General features: G+C 72.9%; 15 protein-coding genes, 1 tRNA gene and 1 pseudogene. 13 read left to right on the forward strand and 4 right to left on the reverse strand.

The window, feature by feature from the left end; translation table 11 throughout:
• From RM445_RS00005 to RM445_RS00015, 3 genes and pseudogenes are all read left to right on the forward strand, one after another.
• Positions 1 to 631, forward strand: a pseudogene (locus RM445_RS00005) (IS701 family transposase); the annotation flags it as partial.
• 205 nt (positions 632 to 836) lie between these two features.
• Entirely contained in the window at positions 837 to 1,004 is a 168-nt protein-coding gene (locus tag RM445_RS00010) for a type II toxin-antitoxin system RelE family toxin (RefSeq protein WP_311553806.1), read from the forward strand.
• A 144-nt stretch (positions 1,005 to 1,148) separates the two neighbouring features.
• Positions 1,149 to 1,961, forward strand: a complete 813-nt coding sequence (locus tag RM445_RS00015) for an LLM class flavin-dependent oxidoreductase (RefSeq protein WP_311553807.1) — start codon at positions 1,149 to 1,151, stop codon at positions 1,959 to 1,961.
• Positions 1,962 to 2,283: 322 nt separating this feature from the next.
• Here RM445_RS00015 and RM445_RS00020 read toward each other — a convergent pair.
• Together RM445_RS00020 and RM445_RS00025 are read right to left on the reverse strand one after the other, a co-directional pair.
• Positions 2,284 to 2,356: transfer RNA gene (locus RM445_RS00020), tRNA-Lys, on the reverse strand.
• A gap of 45 nt (positions 2,357 to 2,401) precedes the next feature.
• Entirely contained in the window at positions 2,402 to 2,620 is a 219-nt protein-coding gene (locus tag RM445_RS00025; protein WP_311553808.1) for a MerR family DNA-binding transcriptional regulator, read from the reverse strand.
• Positions 2,621 to 2,776: 156 nt separating this feature from the next.
• Between RM445_RS00025 and RM445_RS00030 the strand changes: the two genes are divergently transcribed.
• A complete protein-coding gene (locus RM445_RS00030) occupies positions 2,777 to 3,058 on the forward strand; it encodes a hypothetical protein (protein WP_311553809.1) in 282 nt (93 codons plus the stop codon).
• Between the two features lie 4 nt (positions 3,059 to 3,062).
• On the opposite strand, the gene RM445_RS00035 is transcribed toward RM445_RS00030, so the two are convergent.
• Entirely contained in the window at positions 3,063 to 3,251 is a 189-nt protein-coding gene (locus tag RM445_RS00035; RefSeq protein WP_311553810.1) for a MerR family DNA-binding transcriptional regulator, read from the reverse strand.
• Positions 3,252 to 3,422: 171 nt separating this feature from the next.
• On the opposite strand from RM445_RS00035, the gene dusB reads away from it, so the two are divergent.
• The 6 genes from dusB to RM445_RS00065 all read left to right on the forward strand — a co-directional run bounded on the left by dusB (position 3,423) and on the right by RM445_RS00065 (position 10,599).
• Entirely contained in the window at positions 3,423 to 4,574 is a 1,152-nt protein-coding gene (gene dusB / locus RM445_RS00040; protein ID WP_311553811.1) for a tRNA dihydrouridine synthase DusB, read from the forward strand.
• Positions 4,575 to 4,690: 116 nt separating this feature from the next.
• Complete coding sequence (locus RM445_RS00045) at positions 4,691 to 5,554, forward strand: GGDEF domain-containing protein (RefSeq protein ID WP_311553812.1); 864 nt, start codon at positions 4,691 to 4,693, stop codon at positions 5,552 to 5,554.
• A 757-nt stretch (positions 5,555 to 6,311) separates the two neighbouring features.
• A complete protein-coding gene (locus RM445_RS00050; RefSeq protein ID WP_311553813.1) occupies positions 6,312 to 8,255 on the forward strand; it encodes an LCP family protein in 1,944 nt (647 codons plus the stop codon).
• A 73-nt stretch (positions 8,256 to 8,328) separates the two neighbouring features.
• The gene (gene phoU / locus RM445_RS00055; protein WP_311553814.1) at positions 8,329 to 8,985 is read left to right on the forward strand and encodes a phosphate signaling complex protein PhoU; all 657 of its coding nucleotides are present in this window, start codon (positions 8,329 to 8,331) and stop codon (positions 8,983 to 8,985) included.
• 12 nt (positions 8,986 to 8,997) lie between these two features.
• Complete coding sequence (locus RM445_RS00060; RefSeq protein ID WP_311553815.1) at positions 8,998 to 9,684, forward strand: phosphate signaling complex PhoU family protein; 687 nt, start codon at positions 8,998 to 9,000, stop codon at positions 9,682 to 9,684.
• A 60-nt stretch (positions 9,685 to 9,744) separates the two neighbouring features.
• Positions 9,745 to 10,599: a sigma-70 family RNA polymerase sigma factor gene (locus RM445_RS00065; RefSeq protein WP_311553816.1), complete on the forward strand. Its 855-nt coding sequence runs from the start codon at positions 9,745 to 9,747 to the stop codon at positions 10,597 to 10,599.
• Here RM445_RS00065 and RM445_RS00070 read toward each other — a convergent pair.
• Positions 10,583 to 11,317 carry a GAF and ANTAR domain-containing protein gene (locus RM445_RS00070; protein ID WP_311553817.1) on the reverse strand — a complete coding sequence of 245 codons (735 nt, stop codon included), beginning with the start codon at positions 11,315 to 11,317 and terminating at the stop codon, positions 10,583 to 10,585. The two genes, RM445_RS00065 and RM445_RS00070, sit on opposite strands and share 17 nt — an antisense overlap.
• 170 nt (positions 11,318 to 11,487) lie before the next feature.
• Between RM445_RS00070 and RM445_RS00075 the strand changes: the two genes are divergently transcribed.
• The 3 genes from RM445_RS00075 (at position 11,488) to RM445_RS00085 (ending at position 14,172) form a co-directional block, all read left to right on the forward strand.
• On the forward strand, positions 11,488 to 12,291 hold the full coding sequence (locus tag RM445_RS00075; protein WP_311553818.1) for a SigB/SigF/SigG family RNA polymerase sigma factor: 804 nt from the start codon (positions 11,488 to 11,490) through the stop codon (positions 12,289 to 12,291).
• A gap of 116 nt (positions 12,292 to 12,407) precedes the next feature.
• Positions 12,408 to 13,775 carry an FAD-binding oxidoreductase gene (locus RM445_RS00080; RefSeq protein WP_311553819.1) on the forward strand — a complete coding sequence of 456 codons (1,368 nt, stop codon included), beginning with the start codon at positions 12,408 to 12,410 and terminating at the stop codon, positions 13,773 to 13,775.
• A gap of 46 nt (positions 13,776 to 13,821) precedes the next feature.
• A complete protein-coding gene (locus RM445_RS00085; protein ID WP_311553820.1) occupies positions 13,822 to 14,172 on the forward strand; it encodes a hypothetical protein in 351 nt (116 codons plus the stop codon).

Below are 14,172 nucleotides of genomic sequence, written 5' to 3' on the forward strand. Positions count from 1 at the left end.
CACCTCAGCCGGTCCGATCCGCGCCGACGCTCTGGTCGCCAGCTTGCCCCGCTGGGCATGGCAGCAACTCTCCGCCGGCGCGGGTGCGAAGGGAGAGCGCTACTACGACTGGGCCTGGATCACCCTGACCCCCGACAATGCCGCCAGCAGTGACACCGACAGCGAGGACACGGGGTGTTGGTGGCTGCTGGTCCGGCGCCACCGCAACACCGGCAAGCTGGCGTTCTACCGCTGCTACTCCCCGCACGTGGTGCCGCTGCGCGAGCTGGTCCGCGTCGCTGGCCGCCGCTGGAGCATCGAGGAGTCCTTCCAGGCGGGCAAGGGCCTGGCCGGGCTCGATGAGCACCAGGTTCGCCGCTGGACGTCGTGGCAGCGCTGGACACTGCTGGCGATGATCGCCCACGCGCTGCTCGTGGTGATCGCAGCTAACGAGCAGACCGGCCAGCCCGCACCCGCAGGGATGATCCCCTTGACCTGCAGCGAGATCCGCCGCCTGCTCCTGGCCCTCGTCGTGACACCCCACCGCCGGCCGTCCTGCCCGCGAGCCTGGTCAGCCTGGCGACGACGTCATCAACACCGAGCCCGAACCAGCCACTACAGCCGCCAGGAGGCAGCTCAGCGACGACCGTAACGATCTACGGCTGGAGTACTAGACGACCTGCGCGCCGGCCGACTGGTAACGGCGGAGGACGTGGCCGAAGACTTGAGACGTCGCACCGCGCAGCAGTGAGCCGGGCCGATGGCTACACCGTGGTCTTTACTGCGGCGGCCCGGCGCGGGATGAACCGGCTGCCAGCATCGGCGGCCGGGCACTGTTCGAGCACCTGACCGGGCCGGTGGCCGAGAATCCGTACCTGCTGGGCAAGCAGCTCGACGCGCCGATGAAGGAGCTGCGGAGCACCCGGCGTGGGGAGTACCGCGCGCTGTACACGGTCGATGACGAGGAGCACATCGTGGCGGTGGTGGCTGTCGCCCATCGCCGCGACGCATACCGGCCGCATTGAACACCCTCGTGGGTGGTGATTTCTTCGCGGCGCCGTGAGGAGATCACCGCCCCAGGTGCCCCTTCTGCAGATCTCTGAGGGTTGCTCCGAGGTCGGTAGCGTCGGGCTGGCAATCGAATCAAGAACAAGCGCGGGGTTGGTCTGATGAAGGCGTTCCGGTTCGGTGTGGTGGCAGCGGCCCAGGAGGGCGGCGCGAAGTGGCGGGACATCGCCCGCCGGGCGGAGGAGCTCGGCTATTCGACGCTGCTCTCCCCGGACAACCTCAACCTGCCGACCCCGACAGCAGCGCTCGCGGCGGCCGCCGCGGTCACTACCCGGCTGCGCGTCGGCTCGTACGTACTGGCCAGCCCGCTGCGGACCGCGCGGGCGGCGGCGTGGGAGGCGCACAGCGTCACGACGCTCACCGAGGGCCGGTTCGAGCTCGGCCTCGGCACAGGGCTGCCGTCGATGCGGGAGCAGGCCGAAGAGCTGGGACTGCGCTACGCCAACGGCCAGGGCCGGCTCGACTCGATCTCCCAGACGATCGACCACGTACGGCGGCTCGACGGCGACGCGCACACGCCGGTCATGCTCGCCGTCGGCGGCCCGAAAGCGCGACGGCTCGCCGCGGCGAAGGCCGACATCGTGGCGCCCGCCGGTGGCGCGCTGACCACCCGCGACGAGTTCGCCGCCCACATTGAGGAGATCCGGTCGGCGACGGAAGGCCGGGACGTCGAACTGGCGATGAACATCTTCGTGGTCGGCGAACACGTCCCACCATGGATCCGCGGCTTCATCGGCGCCGACGCGGAAACCCTGATCGAGCACGACTCGCTGTCCATGATCTGCGGCAGCGTCGACGACATGGCGGTGGAGCTCGAACGCCGGCGCGCCGAACTGGGCTTCTCCTACGTCATCGTGAACGGCGCGTTCATCGAGGAGTTCGCCCCGGTGGTGGCGCGGCTCTCAGGAAAGTGAGCGTCGCGCGGTCCGCGTGGTCAACGGCGAACTTGCTGATCGTCCGGGGTCAAACGCGGGTCAACAAGGCCGGATAGCCCGCACGATCCGCTGCGGCGAGCCCGTTGATCGTGCGGGGCAAAAAGCGGTCCGATCAGCTCCGATAGCACCCACACGATCAGCTCGGGGCGGGCGGCGACCACAACCATGCGCTCGGGACGGATCACCACGCTCCGCACGCGTACAACGAGCGAACCCGATCTCGAACACGCACCAGCTCAGGCGCTCGGCAGACCCGCCGACGTCTCCGCAAGAGAGGCGATGCGCTGACCAGCGGGATGAGTGGGCCCCGTGGGGATCGAACCCACAACCCGCGGATTAAAAGTCCGCTGCTCTGCCAATTGAGCTAGAGGCCCCAGACCTGCACGAGCACCCTACTGGACGAGCACCCCGCCCGAGCGTCACTGCTGCTCCGGCGGCAGCTCCTCCATCTCCGCCAGCTGCGACTCCAGGTGCTCCACCGACCACATGTACCGACCCGACGGGCTGCGCCAGGTCGGCTTGATCCAACCCTTCGAGACCCAGTACAGCAGCGACCGGTGGCTCACCCCGACCGCCTCCGCCGCTTTGCCCGTGGTCACCAGGTCCCTGCGGGACGGTCGGGCCGGCGGCGTGCTCACGCTCCGCATCCTGCCATCTTCCGCCGTTCATGCAGGTGGAAGCACCAGCAGCTCTCGCGAAGGTGTAGTCTTGCGAGATTGTGACACCGGCTCAGTAACTGTCAGTTATTGCTTGTACTGTTCATGTTGCGCGATTGGCGAGCTGAGGGGGCGCACGTGCACGCTGATCGGACGGAGAACCGCAGGTCACCGGACGAGTTGTGGGCCGGTCTGGTGCGGGAGATGGCGGCGATGCCGGACGTCGTGGCGAATCTGCTGCGTGAGCATCAGCCGGACGATCACGGGTTCTGCCGGGGCAACGGGTGCGGCACGGCAGGCCGCGGCGTGCCCACCAGACGGTGGCCGTGCTCGCTGCACGCGCTCGCCGCTGCGGCGGCGGACGCGGTCGTGCGCGGAGGGCCCGCAGGAGGCACGGTCCGGTCCCAGCAGGACCGGTGAACGGCTACTCCGCCCGCTCCGCGAGCGACCGCAGCCGACTCCGCACCTTGTCGATGTCCCACCGTGCATGGCCGCCCGCGGAGACCAGCTCCGGCTCCAGCAGCCCGGTCTGGCGGTACCGCTGGATCGTGCGGGCTGACAGGCCCAGCGCGCGGGCGAGCTCGGCAGTGGTCACGAGCCGGCCGTCTGTCACGTGATCACCGTAAGGGCTGGTCAGACGGCGTGTCCGCACGAGGGCGCTGATGTCGCGACTGGCGGAGTTGGCGGGTTCTCATCGATTCGACATGAGATTGACACAGCGTGCTCGGTCCACTTCGATGCGTGTTCCCGACGACACGACGAGCACTTCGACGGGCCGGGGACAATGGGTGGCGTGACCGCCCCTCTGACCGCCGTGGCCCGCCCGTTGCAGATCGGCCCCTACCGCTGCGACACCCCGGTCGTGCTCGCGCCCATGGCCGGAATCACCAACCCCGGCTTCCGCCGACTGTGCCGCGAGCAGGGTGCCGGCTTCTACGTCTGCGAGATGATCACGTCTCGCGGGCTCGTGGAGCGCAATCCGCTGACGTCGCGAATGATCGCCTTCGACGCGGACGAGCACCCGCGCTCACTGCAGCTCTACGGGGTGGACCCCGCGACGGTCGGAGCCGCGGTGCGCGCGATCGCCGAGGGCGACCTCGCCGACCACGTCGACCTCAACTTCGGTTGCCCCGTCCCCAAGGTCACGCGGCGCGGCGGAGGAGCGGCGCTGCCGTACAAGCGGCGGCTGTTCGAGCGGATCGTGCGTGCCGCCGTCGACAACGCCGGCCAGATCCCCGTGACGGTCAAGATGCGGATCGGGATCGACCACGAGCACCGCACCCACCTCGACGCCGGCCGGATCGCCGCCGACGCGGGGGTCGCGGCCGTCGCCCTGCATGCCCGGACGGCGGCACAGCGCTACTCGGGGACGGCCGACTGGTCCGAGATCTCCCGGCTGCGCGACGCGCTGCCCGCCGAGCTGCCGGTGCTGGGCAACGGCGACATCTTCAGCGCGGCGGACGCGCTGGCGATGGTCGCCGAGACCGGATGCGACGGCGTGGTCGTCGGGCGCGGGTGCCTGGGCCGGCCCTGGCTGTTCGGCGACCTCGAGGCGGCGTTCGCCGGCCGTCCGGCGCCCACGCCACCTACGCTGGGCCAGGTCGCCGTGACGCTGCGCCGCCACGCCGAGCTGCTGGGCGACCACATGGGCCCGGACAAGGGCATCCGCGACGTACGCAAGCACATCGCCTGGTACCTCAAGGGTTTTGCGGTGGGCTCCGAGACCCGGCGCAGGCTCGGGCTCGTCGAGAACCTCGACGAGCTCGACGAACTGCTCGCCACCCTCGACCACGAGCAGGAGTTCCCGGCCGAGGCCGAGGGCCCGCGCGGGCGGCAGGGGTCGCCGGGTCGGGTCGTGCTGCCGGAGCGCTGGCTCGACGACCCGGACGACCCGTCGGTGCCGTTCGGCGCCGAGTTGGAGTACTCGGGCGGGTGAGGGGGACCCCGGAGCCCGGAGCGGAACATTTCGCCCGGTCGAGTGGATTGGCCCCCACGGGCTCAAGCGGCGCGTTGGTCCCGTCGACAACGCCTGCGACAGGAGGTGACCGGCAGATGGACTGCTCGGTGATGGGCACGGTGGCGCACAATGTGCCGTCGCCCTACCTCGACCTCGACCCGGCCACCGGGACCGACGCGCTGGAGTACGACCGCGCGGCGGTGCACGCGGCGGCCGCCGAGCGCCTCGCCCGGCTGGGCCGCTGGGAGCAGGCGTACGACCACCTGCGCGCCGCGGTCCGCTTGCTCCAGGGCCGGGTCGGGCCCGGCGACGAGCTGGACCGGCTGCGACGCGAGCACGCCGAGGCGCGTGAGCTGAGCCGTCGCGACAGCCTGACGGCCAGCTACAACCGCCGCTATCTCGACGAGTGCCTGGCCACGCTGCTCGACCAGCCCGTCGACCCGGCGGTCAGGGCACTCGGGCTGTCGGTCGCGCTCGTCGACATCGACCACTTCAAGCTCGTCAACGACACCTACGGCCACCTGCTGGGCGACCGCGTGTTGCAGCGGCTGGTCGGCGTGCTGGGCAGCGGCCTGCCCGGCGGAGCGTTCTGCGCGCGGTTCGGCGGCGAGGAGTTCGCGCTCGTGCTGCCCGGCCATCGCTACCCCGAGGCGGTGGAGATCTGTGAGATCGCCCGCGACCGGGTGGCCCGCCACGCGTGGGAGGAACTCGTGGCCGGGCTGCACGTCACGGTCAGCGTCGGCGTCGCGCACTGGGTCGGGTGGCCGACTGCGGTGGAGCGGCTCGTCGGCGAGGCGGACGTCCTGCTCTACACAGCCAAGCAAGCCGGCCGCAACGCCGTCGCCTTCCGGGACACCGAGACGGGCTTCGTCCGCCTGGCGGGCGCCGCAGGCGCACGGCGGGCGATCCCCCAGCTGCCGGTGCACGAGCGGGCGGTCCGGCGGCCGGCCGTCGGCTGAGACGGCCCCATCGGCCCCACCGACCGTGTGACGGCCGCGAAGTGCATCCCGCTGCACGGCCCGGTGACTGCGCTCCGTACGCTCCGAAGATCGGGGGGCCGGGACGACCCGTCCCCGTCCTGCTCCCGTTGCGGTCGGAGGAGGTGGCGTGACCAGCGATCAGTACCGGGTCCGACGCCCCCCTGCCCGGCCACGCCCGCCGCGCGTCGAATCGTCCGACGAGTTCCTGGTACGGCACGGTTTGCTGGACCCGTCGAGGCAGCCCCCGGCGGTCCGCAACGGACGGCCCGGGCCACCCGCCCGCCCAGTCCCGCCACCCGGTCGTGGAGCCCCCCAGGGACCGCCCCCGGCGCTTGGAGGACCGACCACTCAGCGTGACGAGAGGCCGTGGGCGGCTCCCGGGAGCCCGGTGAGCCCGCCGCGTCGGGGACCGGGCGCCGATCCGCGGCAGCGTGGAGCCGCAGGCCCGACCACGAACGGGCGCCGCGGAGCACCGCCGATGGGCCCCGAGGCCTACGGGCCGGCAGCTCGACCCCACGAGATGCCGCGGAGGGCACGGACCGGTCCCGTACCGCCCGACGGCCTCCTGCCCGGCGGGCCGCCCGACGGACAACGGCCCGGCCCCGCTGCGCCAGGACGTCGGAACCCCGACGGCGCAGGTCGCGGTCGGCCGCCCACCGCCCGGCCCGTCGACGCCGGCGTCAGACCGCAGCCACTCGACGGCGCGCCTCCTAAGCGCCCGCGGAACGGCGCGCCGGTGGCCGCCGAGCGCCTGCTCGATGCATCGCCGCCGCCCGGTTGCGAGCCGGTGGAGCCGGCACCGCGGCCCACCACCGGCCGGCGGCGACCCGCTCCGGACCACGAGTCCGATCAGCCCGTCCCGGCGGACGGACCGCAGACGACCGGCCGCCGACGGCAGGCCGCCCGACCCGACGACGACCGGGCCGCCACGACCGACGACCCGCCCGCGACCGCTGGGCGGCGGCGCGCACCCGAACCGGATGCCGACGAGGCTCCGGACACCGACCAGCCCCGTCGCGGCCGGAGGCGGGCGACGGACACCGGCGGCGAACGCCCCGTCGGGACGTCCGGAACGGGCCGGTCCGTGGCCAGGGCACGCTCCGAGGCCCGCACCGCGAAGGTGCCCGCACGCTCGACGGACGACGAGCCGGACAGCGCCGTGACCCGTCGCGGCCGGGCCCGTGCCGAGCCCGAGGGTTCCGACGAGCGCCTGCGCGCGGACCACATCGACGAGACCCTGACGCGGCTGACCGCTGCCCACGCCGGCCTGATCCTGGGTCTGCACGACCGGGACGAGGAGGACGACGACGACGCCGAGGCCGAGGCCGACACCGCGCGTCCCAAGGCGCCGCCGGCCGTGCGCGTCGGGCGGTACGCCGTCGCTTCGGTCGCCCTGCTGCTGGTGCTGGTCGCGGGCCTGGGTTGGGTCGGTCGCACCCGGCTCGACGGCGCGCTCACGCCGGTCGCCGCCGTCGACGTCGCGCCCGACGGCGTCCTCGACGCCGCCGCCCAGACCGGCGACGAGAACGTCCTGCTGCTCGCCACCGACAGTGGCGGCTCCGCGGGTGCGACCACCCGGGCGAACACCGTCACCGTCGTGCACCGCGACGCCCGGAGCGACCACTCCGTCGCGGTCACGCTCCCGCCGGATCTGGAGATCACCCGGCCGCCCTGCGAGCGCTGGGACGCCACCGCCTCCGCCTACCTCGACCAGACCGTTCCCGCGGAGCCCCGCACCACCCTCGACAGCGCCTACGCCGTCGGCGGCCCGCGGTGCGCGACCCGCGCCGCCCAGCAGGTCACCGGGCTCGCGATCACCCGGTTCGTCGCGGTCGACCTCGCCGCGACCTCCGCCCTGGTCGAGGCCGTGGGGGGCGTGCAGGTGTGCGTCGAGCGGCCCGTGCTCGACTCCGTGCTCGGCCCGATCGTCACGAACGCGGGAACCGGTCCGCTGAACGGCGCCCGCGCCGCCGCCCTCGTGCGGGCGGCCGACGTGCACGACGAACCCGCAGGCGGCGCCGCGCTCGTCCAGCGCCAGGAACGGGTGCTCGGTGCGGCGCTCGAACGGGCGCTCTCGCCCTCCGCACTGCTGCACCCCGGCCGGGTCGGTGGCCTGCTGCCCGCCCTGGGCACCGCGGTGGTGTCGACGGGCACCGGCGTGGCCGACCTCCTCGCGCTGTCGACCGGGCTCGGCGAGGTCCGCACCGTGCCCACCGAGCCGCAGCCCAACAGCCGCGGCAACCGGGAGGTGCGCGAGGCCGACGCGCAGGCCCTCTTCGCCGCCGTGCGGACCGACGCTCCTCTCCCGGCGCAGGACCGGACGCCCGTCACCGCCACCGCACCGACCGACGTCACCGCGGACGTCCTCAACGCCTCCGGCCGCGACGGCCTCGCCGCCGAGGTGGCGGGAACCCTCGGCGACCTCGGGTTCCGCACGGGGGAGGTGCGCAACGCCGGCCAGGCCGCGCTCGACACCGTCGTCCGGTACTCACCGGACCGCGCCGACCAGGCCCAGCTGCTCGCCGGCGCGGTGCCGTCGGCGTCGGCGGTGCCCGACCCCGGCACCACCGGCGTGCTGCAGCTCGTGCTCGGCCGGTCGTTCGACGGCACGGTCCGGGCCTCCGCCGCCCCCGACGCCGCTCAGGAGACCCCGGCCACACCGGCCGTCACCTGCGGCTGAGTGTCCGCCAGCGTTCATCCCCGGTTCACCCGCCGCTCCCGATTCGCCCGGTGGACACAACTACGCTCGATGTATGCGCGACCTGTACCAGGAACAGCTCACCGGGCTCGCGGACGCGCTCGCCGACATGTGTGGCCAGGCCGCCCTGGCGATGGAGCACGCGACGCGTGCCCTCCTTGATGCGGACCTGCAGCTGGCCGAGCAGGTGATCGCGGACGACGTCCGGATCGACGACCTACGCGTCGCGGCCGAGGAGAAGGCATTCGGGTTGCTCGCCCTGCAGGCGCCGGTGGCGACCGATCTGCGTGTCGTGATCTCGGCGATCCACGGCGCCGGCGACATCGAGCGGATGGGCGACCTCGCCCTGCACGTCGCACAGGCCGCGCGGCGGCGGCATCCCCAGTCCGTGCTGCCCGACGAGGTCGTGCCCTACTTCACCGAGATGGGGAAGATCGCGACCGCGCTCGCGCGCAAGGCCGGCGACGTCATCCGGAGCCGGGACGTCGAGACCGCGGCCACGCTCGAGGCCGACGACGACGCGATGGACGACCTGCACCGGCACCTGTTCAGCGTGCTCATGGGGCCGAACTGGAGCCACGGCGTCGGCCCCGCCGTCGACATCACCCTGCTCGGCCGGTTCTACGAGCGCTACGCGGACCACGCCGTCACCGTCTCGCGCCGCGTCGTCTACGTCGTGACCGGCCGGATGCCCGGTCCGCTCACGGTCTGAGGCTCGGTACCGATGGCTCCGCCCGCCCTCCCCCAGCTCCTCGAGCAGCTCTCCGAGCTGCTGGGGCGGATGTGCACGGAAGCCGCGACGAGCCTGCGCGGTGCCGGCGCGGGTCTGCTGGACGGCCGCCTCCGGCTCGCCGAGAAGATCGTCGCGAGCGACGTGATGGGCGAGCTGCGGGCCGGTGTCGAGAACGTCGCGACGGACGCCCTGCTGTTCCACGCTCCCGTCGCCGGCGACCTGCGCACCGTGGTGTCCGCGATCCGCGCCTCCGGTGACCTGGAACGCATGGACGTCCTCGCCCGGCACGTGGCGGAGGCCGCGCTGCGGCGGCAGTCCCGGTGTGCGGTTCCCGAGCAGGTGCGGCCCGCCTTCACCGAGATGAACCGGCTCGGGGTCGAGATGGCGCTGAAGGCGGCCGAGGTGGTGCGCACGCGCAACGTCCTGCTGGCCGTCGAGCTCGACGCCGACGACGAGGCGATGGACGACCTGCACGCGCAGCTGTTCGGCGTGCTGATGGACCGGTCGTGGCCGCACGGCATCGCGGCGGCCGTCGACGTCACGCTGCTGGGCCGGTACTACGAACGGTTCGCCGACCATGCCGTGCTCGTGGCCGACGAGACCGTGACGGCGGTGACCGGACGCCGGCCGCGCGAGGTCGCGGAGTTCCTGCTCGCGCAGCGGTCCGCGACGGGCTGATACCTCTGGTGCGGCGAGTCCGTCATGGAAGTGACGGACCCCGGCGGCAGGAGGTGACCGGTGGACGAGCCGGCACAGCAGTTCGAGACCCATCGCTCGCACCTGCGCGCCGTGGCCTACCGCATGCTCGGGTCGTCCGCGGAGGCCGACGACGCCGTGCAGGAGGCCTGGCTGCGGATGAGCCGGTCGGACACGGACGACGTCGCGAACCTGCGCGGCTGGCTGACCACGGTCGTCGCCCGCATCGCGCTCGACATGCTGCGGTCGCGCGCCGCCCGCCGCGAGGATCCGCTCGAGACGCGGCTGCCCGACCCGGTCGTCACCGCGGTCGACGGTGTCGACCCGGAGCACACGGCCCTGCTCGCCGACTCGGTGGGCCTCGCGCTCCTCGTCGTCCTCGAGACCCTCTCCCCCACCGAGCGGCTGGTCTTCGTGCTGCACGACATGTTCGCGGTGCCCTTCGACGAGATCGCCCGCATCGTGGACCGCACGCCCGCTGCGGCCAAGCAGCTCGCGAGCAGGGCGCGCCGGCGGGTGCGGGGCCGCAATCCGGCGGCGGAGCCCGACCTCGCCCGGCAACGCGAGGTCGTCGCGGCGTTCCTCGCGGCGTCCCGAGGCGGGAGTCTCGACGCCCTCCTCGCGGTGCTCGCCCCCGACGTCGTGCTGCGCGTCGACACGGGTGCGGGCCTGCTTGTGCTGCACGGCGCCGCCACCGTCGCCGGGCAGGCGCTGACCTTCGGCCGGTTCGCACCCGCCGCCCGTCACGCCCTGGTCAACGGCGCGGCAGGAGTCGTCAACGTCGTCGACGGCCGGGCTGTGTCCGTGATGGCGATGACCGTGCACGACGGCCGGGTGGTCGAGATCGACATCCTGGCCGATCCGGCGCGGCTGTCGCGGCTCACCCTTCTGCAGTAGGCGGGGCCTCGTCCAGCGAGCCGGTCTCGGCCACCCGTTCCGCAACGGTCACCAGCTTGATGTTGGTGCGCTGCGAGTGCGCCCGCAACATCTCGAACGCCGCGTCGGCCCGGACTCCGAGCCGGCACATGAGGATGCCCTTGGCCTGCCCGATCATGTCGCGATTGCCCAGCGCCCGCTCGATCCGCGTCCGCTGGAACGAATCGGCCAGGGCGACCGCCGCCAGCGTGGCGAGCATGCGGGCGACCGGCTCGGCGTGCTCGCGGAAGGCGTCGGGCTGCTCACCGTAGAAGCTGAGGGTGCCGAGCATCCGGTCGTCGACGAACAACGGCACGCAGAGCATGCTGCCCACGTCGCAGCCCTTCGCCGCACGGCAGAAGTCGGGCCACCGGGTGTCCGCGGCGACATCGTGCATCCGCACCACGATCTGCTTGCGGGCAGCGGTGAGGCACGGCCCGGTGCCCATCTCCGTCTGCAGCTCGTCGAGCTGCTGCGGCACGGGTCCCGACGCGAACACCGTCCGCAGCTTTCCCTCCGGCTCGGCGACGATCACTCCCGCGTGCTCCGCGGCCGGGACGATCCGGACCGCCTCGCCGACGATCCGCGGCACCAGGTCCCGGGGGTCGCCCTTCGGGACTCTGAGGGTGCGGACGAGTTGCTCGACCGTCGACCACGGCGCGGGCTCGTCCGGGCCCGCGGGCATCTGCGTCTCGTCCACGGGGAAGCTCTACCGCAACACACCGCCACGGCGCCACGGGCCACCGGGGGCACTTCGTCGAGCGGTGAGTTCTGCGCACCGGTGCTACCTTCGGACAGGGTCGCGCTCCCCATAGCGACGGCCCCCGGGTGCATCCAGCCGCCCCCTCGAAATCCAGGAGGCGCTGCCGCATGTCCGTGACATTGGTGGACGTCGCCGAAGCCTCCGAGCGGGCCGAGAACGAGTACGCACACGTGGCCCCGCTGTTCACCGAGCGCGCCCGGCTGGCCCCCGACGATCCGCGCCGCGACAAGCTGCGTGCGGAACTGATCACCGGTTACCTGCCGGTGGCCCGGAACATCGCACACCGGTTCGTCCACCGCGGCGACATCCCCGACGACCTCGAGCAGGTCGCGACGGTCGGGCTGATCGGCGCGGTCGACCGCTTCGAGCCCGACCGCGGCATCGACTTCCTGTCGTTCGCCGTACCCACGATCACCGGCGAGGTGCGCCGGCACTTCCGCGACCGATCGCGGACCATCCGCATCCCGCGGCGGATCACGCAGCAGCAGGCCAGCCTGTACGAGGCCGTGAACGAGCTGACCCAACATTTGCGCCGCGCACCGCGTCCGAGCGAGCTCGCCGAACGGCTCGGCATCTCCCTCAACGAGGTGATCGAGGTGCTGCAGGCCCACATGACGGCCTTCCCTTCGTCGCTCGACGAACAGCCGGCCGACGACGAGCACCCCGGTCGCAGCCTCGCGTCGTCGCTCGGCGAGGACGACCCCGGCATGGGCCTGGTGGAGGACCGGGTGGCCGTCGTGCCGCTGCTGGCCCAGCTCCCCGAGCGGGAACGGCGGATCCTGCAGCTGCGCTTCTTCCACGACATGACCCAGACGGAGATCGCCGCGCTCACCGGCATCTCGCAGATGCACGTCTCCCGGCTGTTGTCCCGCACCCTCGCCTCGCTCCGCAACCGGCTCCAGGAGGCGTAGCCGCACTCGGGAACGGGGTGCTGTCCACACCCTCACCCGCCAGGAACCCTGATCGTTCCGGGCTCCCGATCCCGACAGGCTCTCCTGAGACGCCGGAGATCGCAGGGAGACCACGGATGACCACGATGCTGGACACGACCACCGCCGAGCTCGACGCCACCGTCGCCGGTCCGGTCCTGGAGCCCGGTGACCCCGGGTACGCCGAGGAGGTCGCCAGCTTCAGCCTCACCTTCACCGCAGCCCCGGCAGTGGTGGTCGGTGCCACGAGCGCAGGCGACGTCGCAGCCGCCGTGCGCTACGCCGCGCGGACCGGACGCCGGGTGGCGGTGCAGAGCACCGGGCATGGCCTGCAGAGCGACCTCGCCGGCACCGTCCTGGTGAGCACGCACCGCATGGACCGCGTCGCCGTCGACCCTGACTCCGCCACGGCGCGGGTCCAGGCGGGAGCCCGCTGGCGTCAGGTGATCGACGCGGCCGCGCCGTACGGGCTCGCGCCACTCAACGGCTCGTCGTCGCAGGTCGGCGTGGTCGGCTACACCGTCGGCGGTGGCCTCGGCCCGATGGCGCGTCGCTACGGCTTCGCCGCCGACCACGTCCGCCGGTTCACCCTCGTCACCGCGGACGGTGAGATCCGCGACGTCACTCCCGAGAGCGACCCCGACCTGTTCTGGGCCGTACGCGGCGGCAAGTCGACCTTCGGCATCGTGACCGACCTCGAGTTCGCACTGATGCCCGTCGCCCGGTTCTACGGGGGCTGCATCTTCTTCCCGGGCGAGGCCACCGCGGCGGTGCTGCACGCCTGGCGCGAGTGGGCCCCCACGCTCTCCGACGACACCACGACCTCCGTCGCGATGCTGCGGCTCCCCCCGGACCCGTCGCTGCCGGAGCCGCTGCGCGGTCGGTTCGTGACCTCCCTGCGGTTCGTCCACCTCGGTTCCGCGTCCGACGGTGCGGCGGTGCTCGCGCCGATGCGGGCGGTGGCCACCCCGCTCATGGACCTCGTCGACGAGATGCCCTACGTCGCCGTGGACGCCGTGAGCATGGACCCGACCACCCCCATGCCCGTCCGCGAGCGCGGCGTCACGGTGGATGCGCTGCCAGCCGCGGCCGTCGACGCCCTGCTGGCCGTGGCGGGCCCGGACGTGCCGGCGCCGCTCGCACTGGTGGAGGTCCGGCTGCTCGGCGGCGCCATCGCCCGGCGTCCGGTGGTCCCCAACGCGGTCGCCGGCCGGGACGCGGCGTTCTCCGTGTTCACGGTCGGTGCGCCGTTCGGCCCGCCCGTCGAGGCGACGACCGCGGCCATGGCGGCGGTGATCGACGCCGTCCGCCCGTGGACGTACGGCGCCCTGTTGAACTTCGTCGGCACCGCCACCGCCGAGCAGGTCGGTCGGCTGTGGAACCCGGCGGACCGGGCGCGCCTCCTGCAGATCCGCGACCGCGTCGACCCGACGGGCCTGTTCGCCACCAACATCCACATCGGCTGAGCCTCACGAGTGGTTGTACGCGAGCGGCCGGGCCATCATGGCGGCCGTGGCCTCCTACTCGGTGAACGAGAGCGCCGTGGCCCGGGCCCGCGAGCTGATCGACTCCCGCCAGTACGTGCTGCGCAGCCAGTGGGGCGAGGTCCAGCCCAGCGCCGCCGACGGCACCGCCTACCTCGAGTCGCACTCCTGGGACGAATACGCCGCCTGGCACCTGGGCCTGACGGAGGGCGCCTCGGAGCACACGAAGGGCCGCTACGCCTTCGTCTACGGCGACTTCCGGCGCCTGCACCGGATGGGACTCATCGCCTGCCAGTACCGCGCCGCCGAGTGGGGCCACAAGGCCGTCGAGCTGGCGGCGCACGACCTGCTGCAGTACCTGGACGGTTCGCGCGCCTGA

This window comes from Pseudonocardia charpentierae, from assembly GCF_031845345.1.
GTDB classification, from domain to species: Bacteria; Actinomycetota; Actinomycetes; order Mycobacteriales; family Pseudonocardiaceae; genus Pseudonocardia; species Pseudonocardia charpentierae.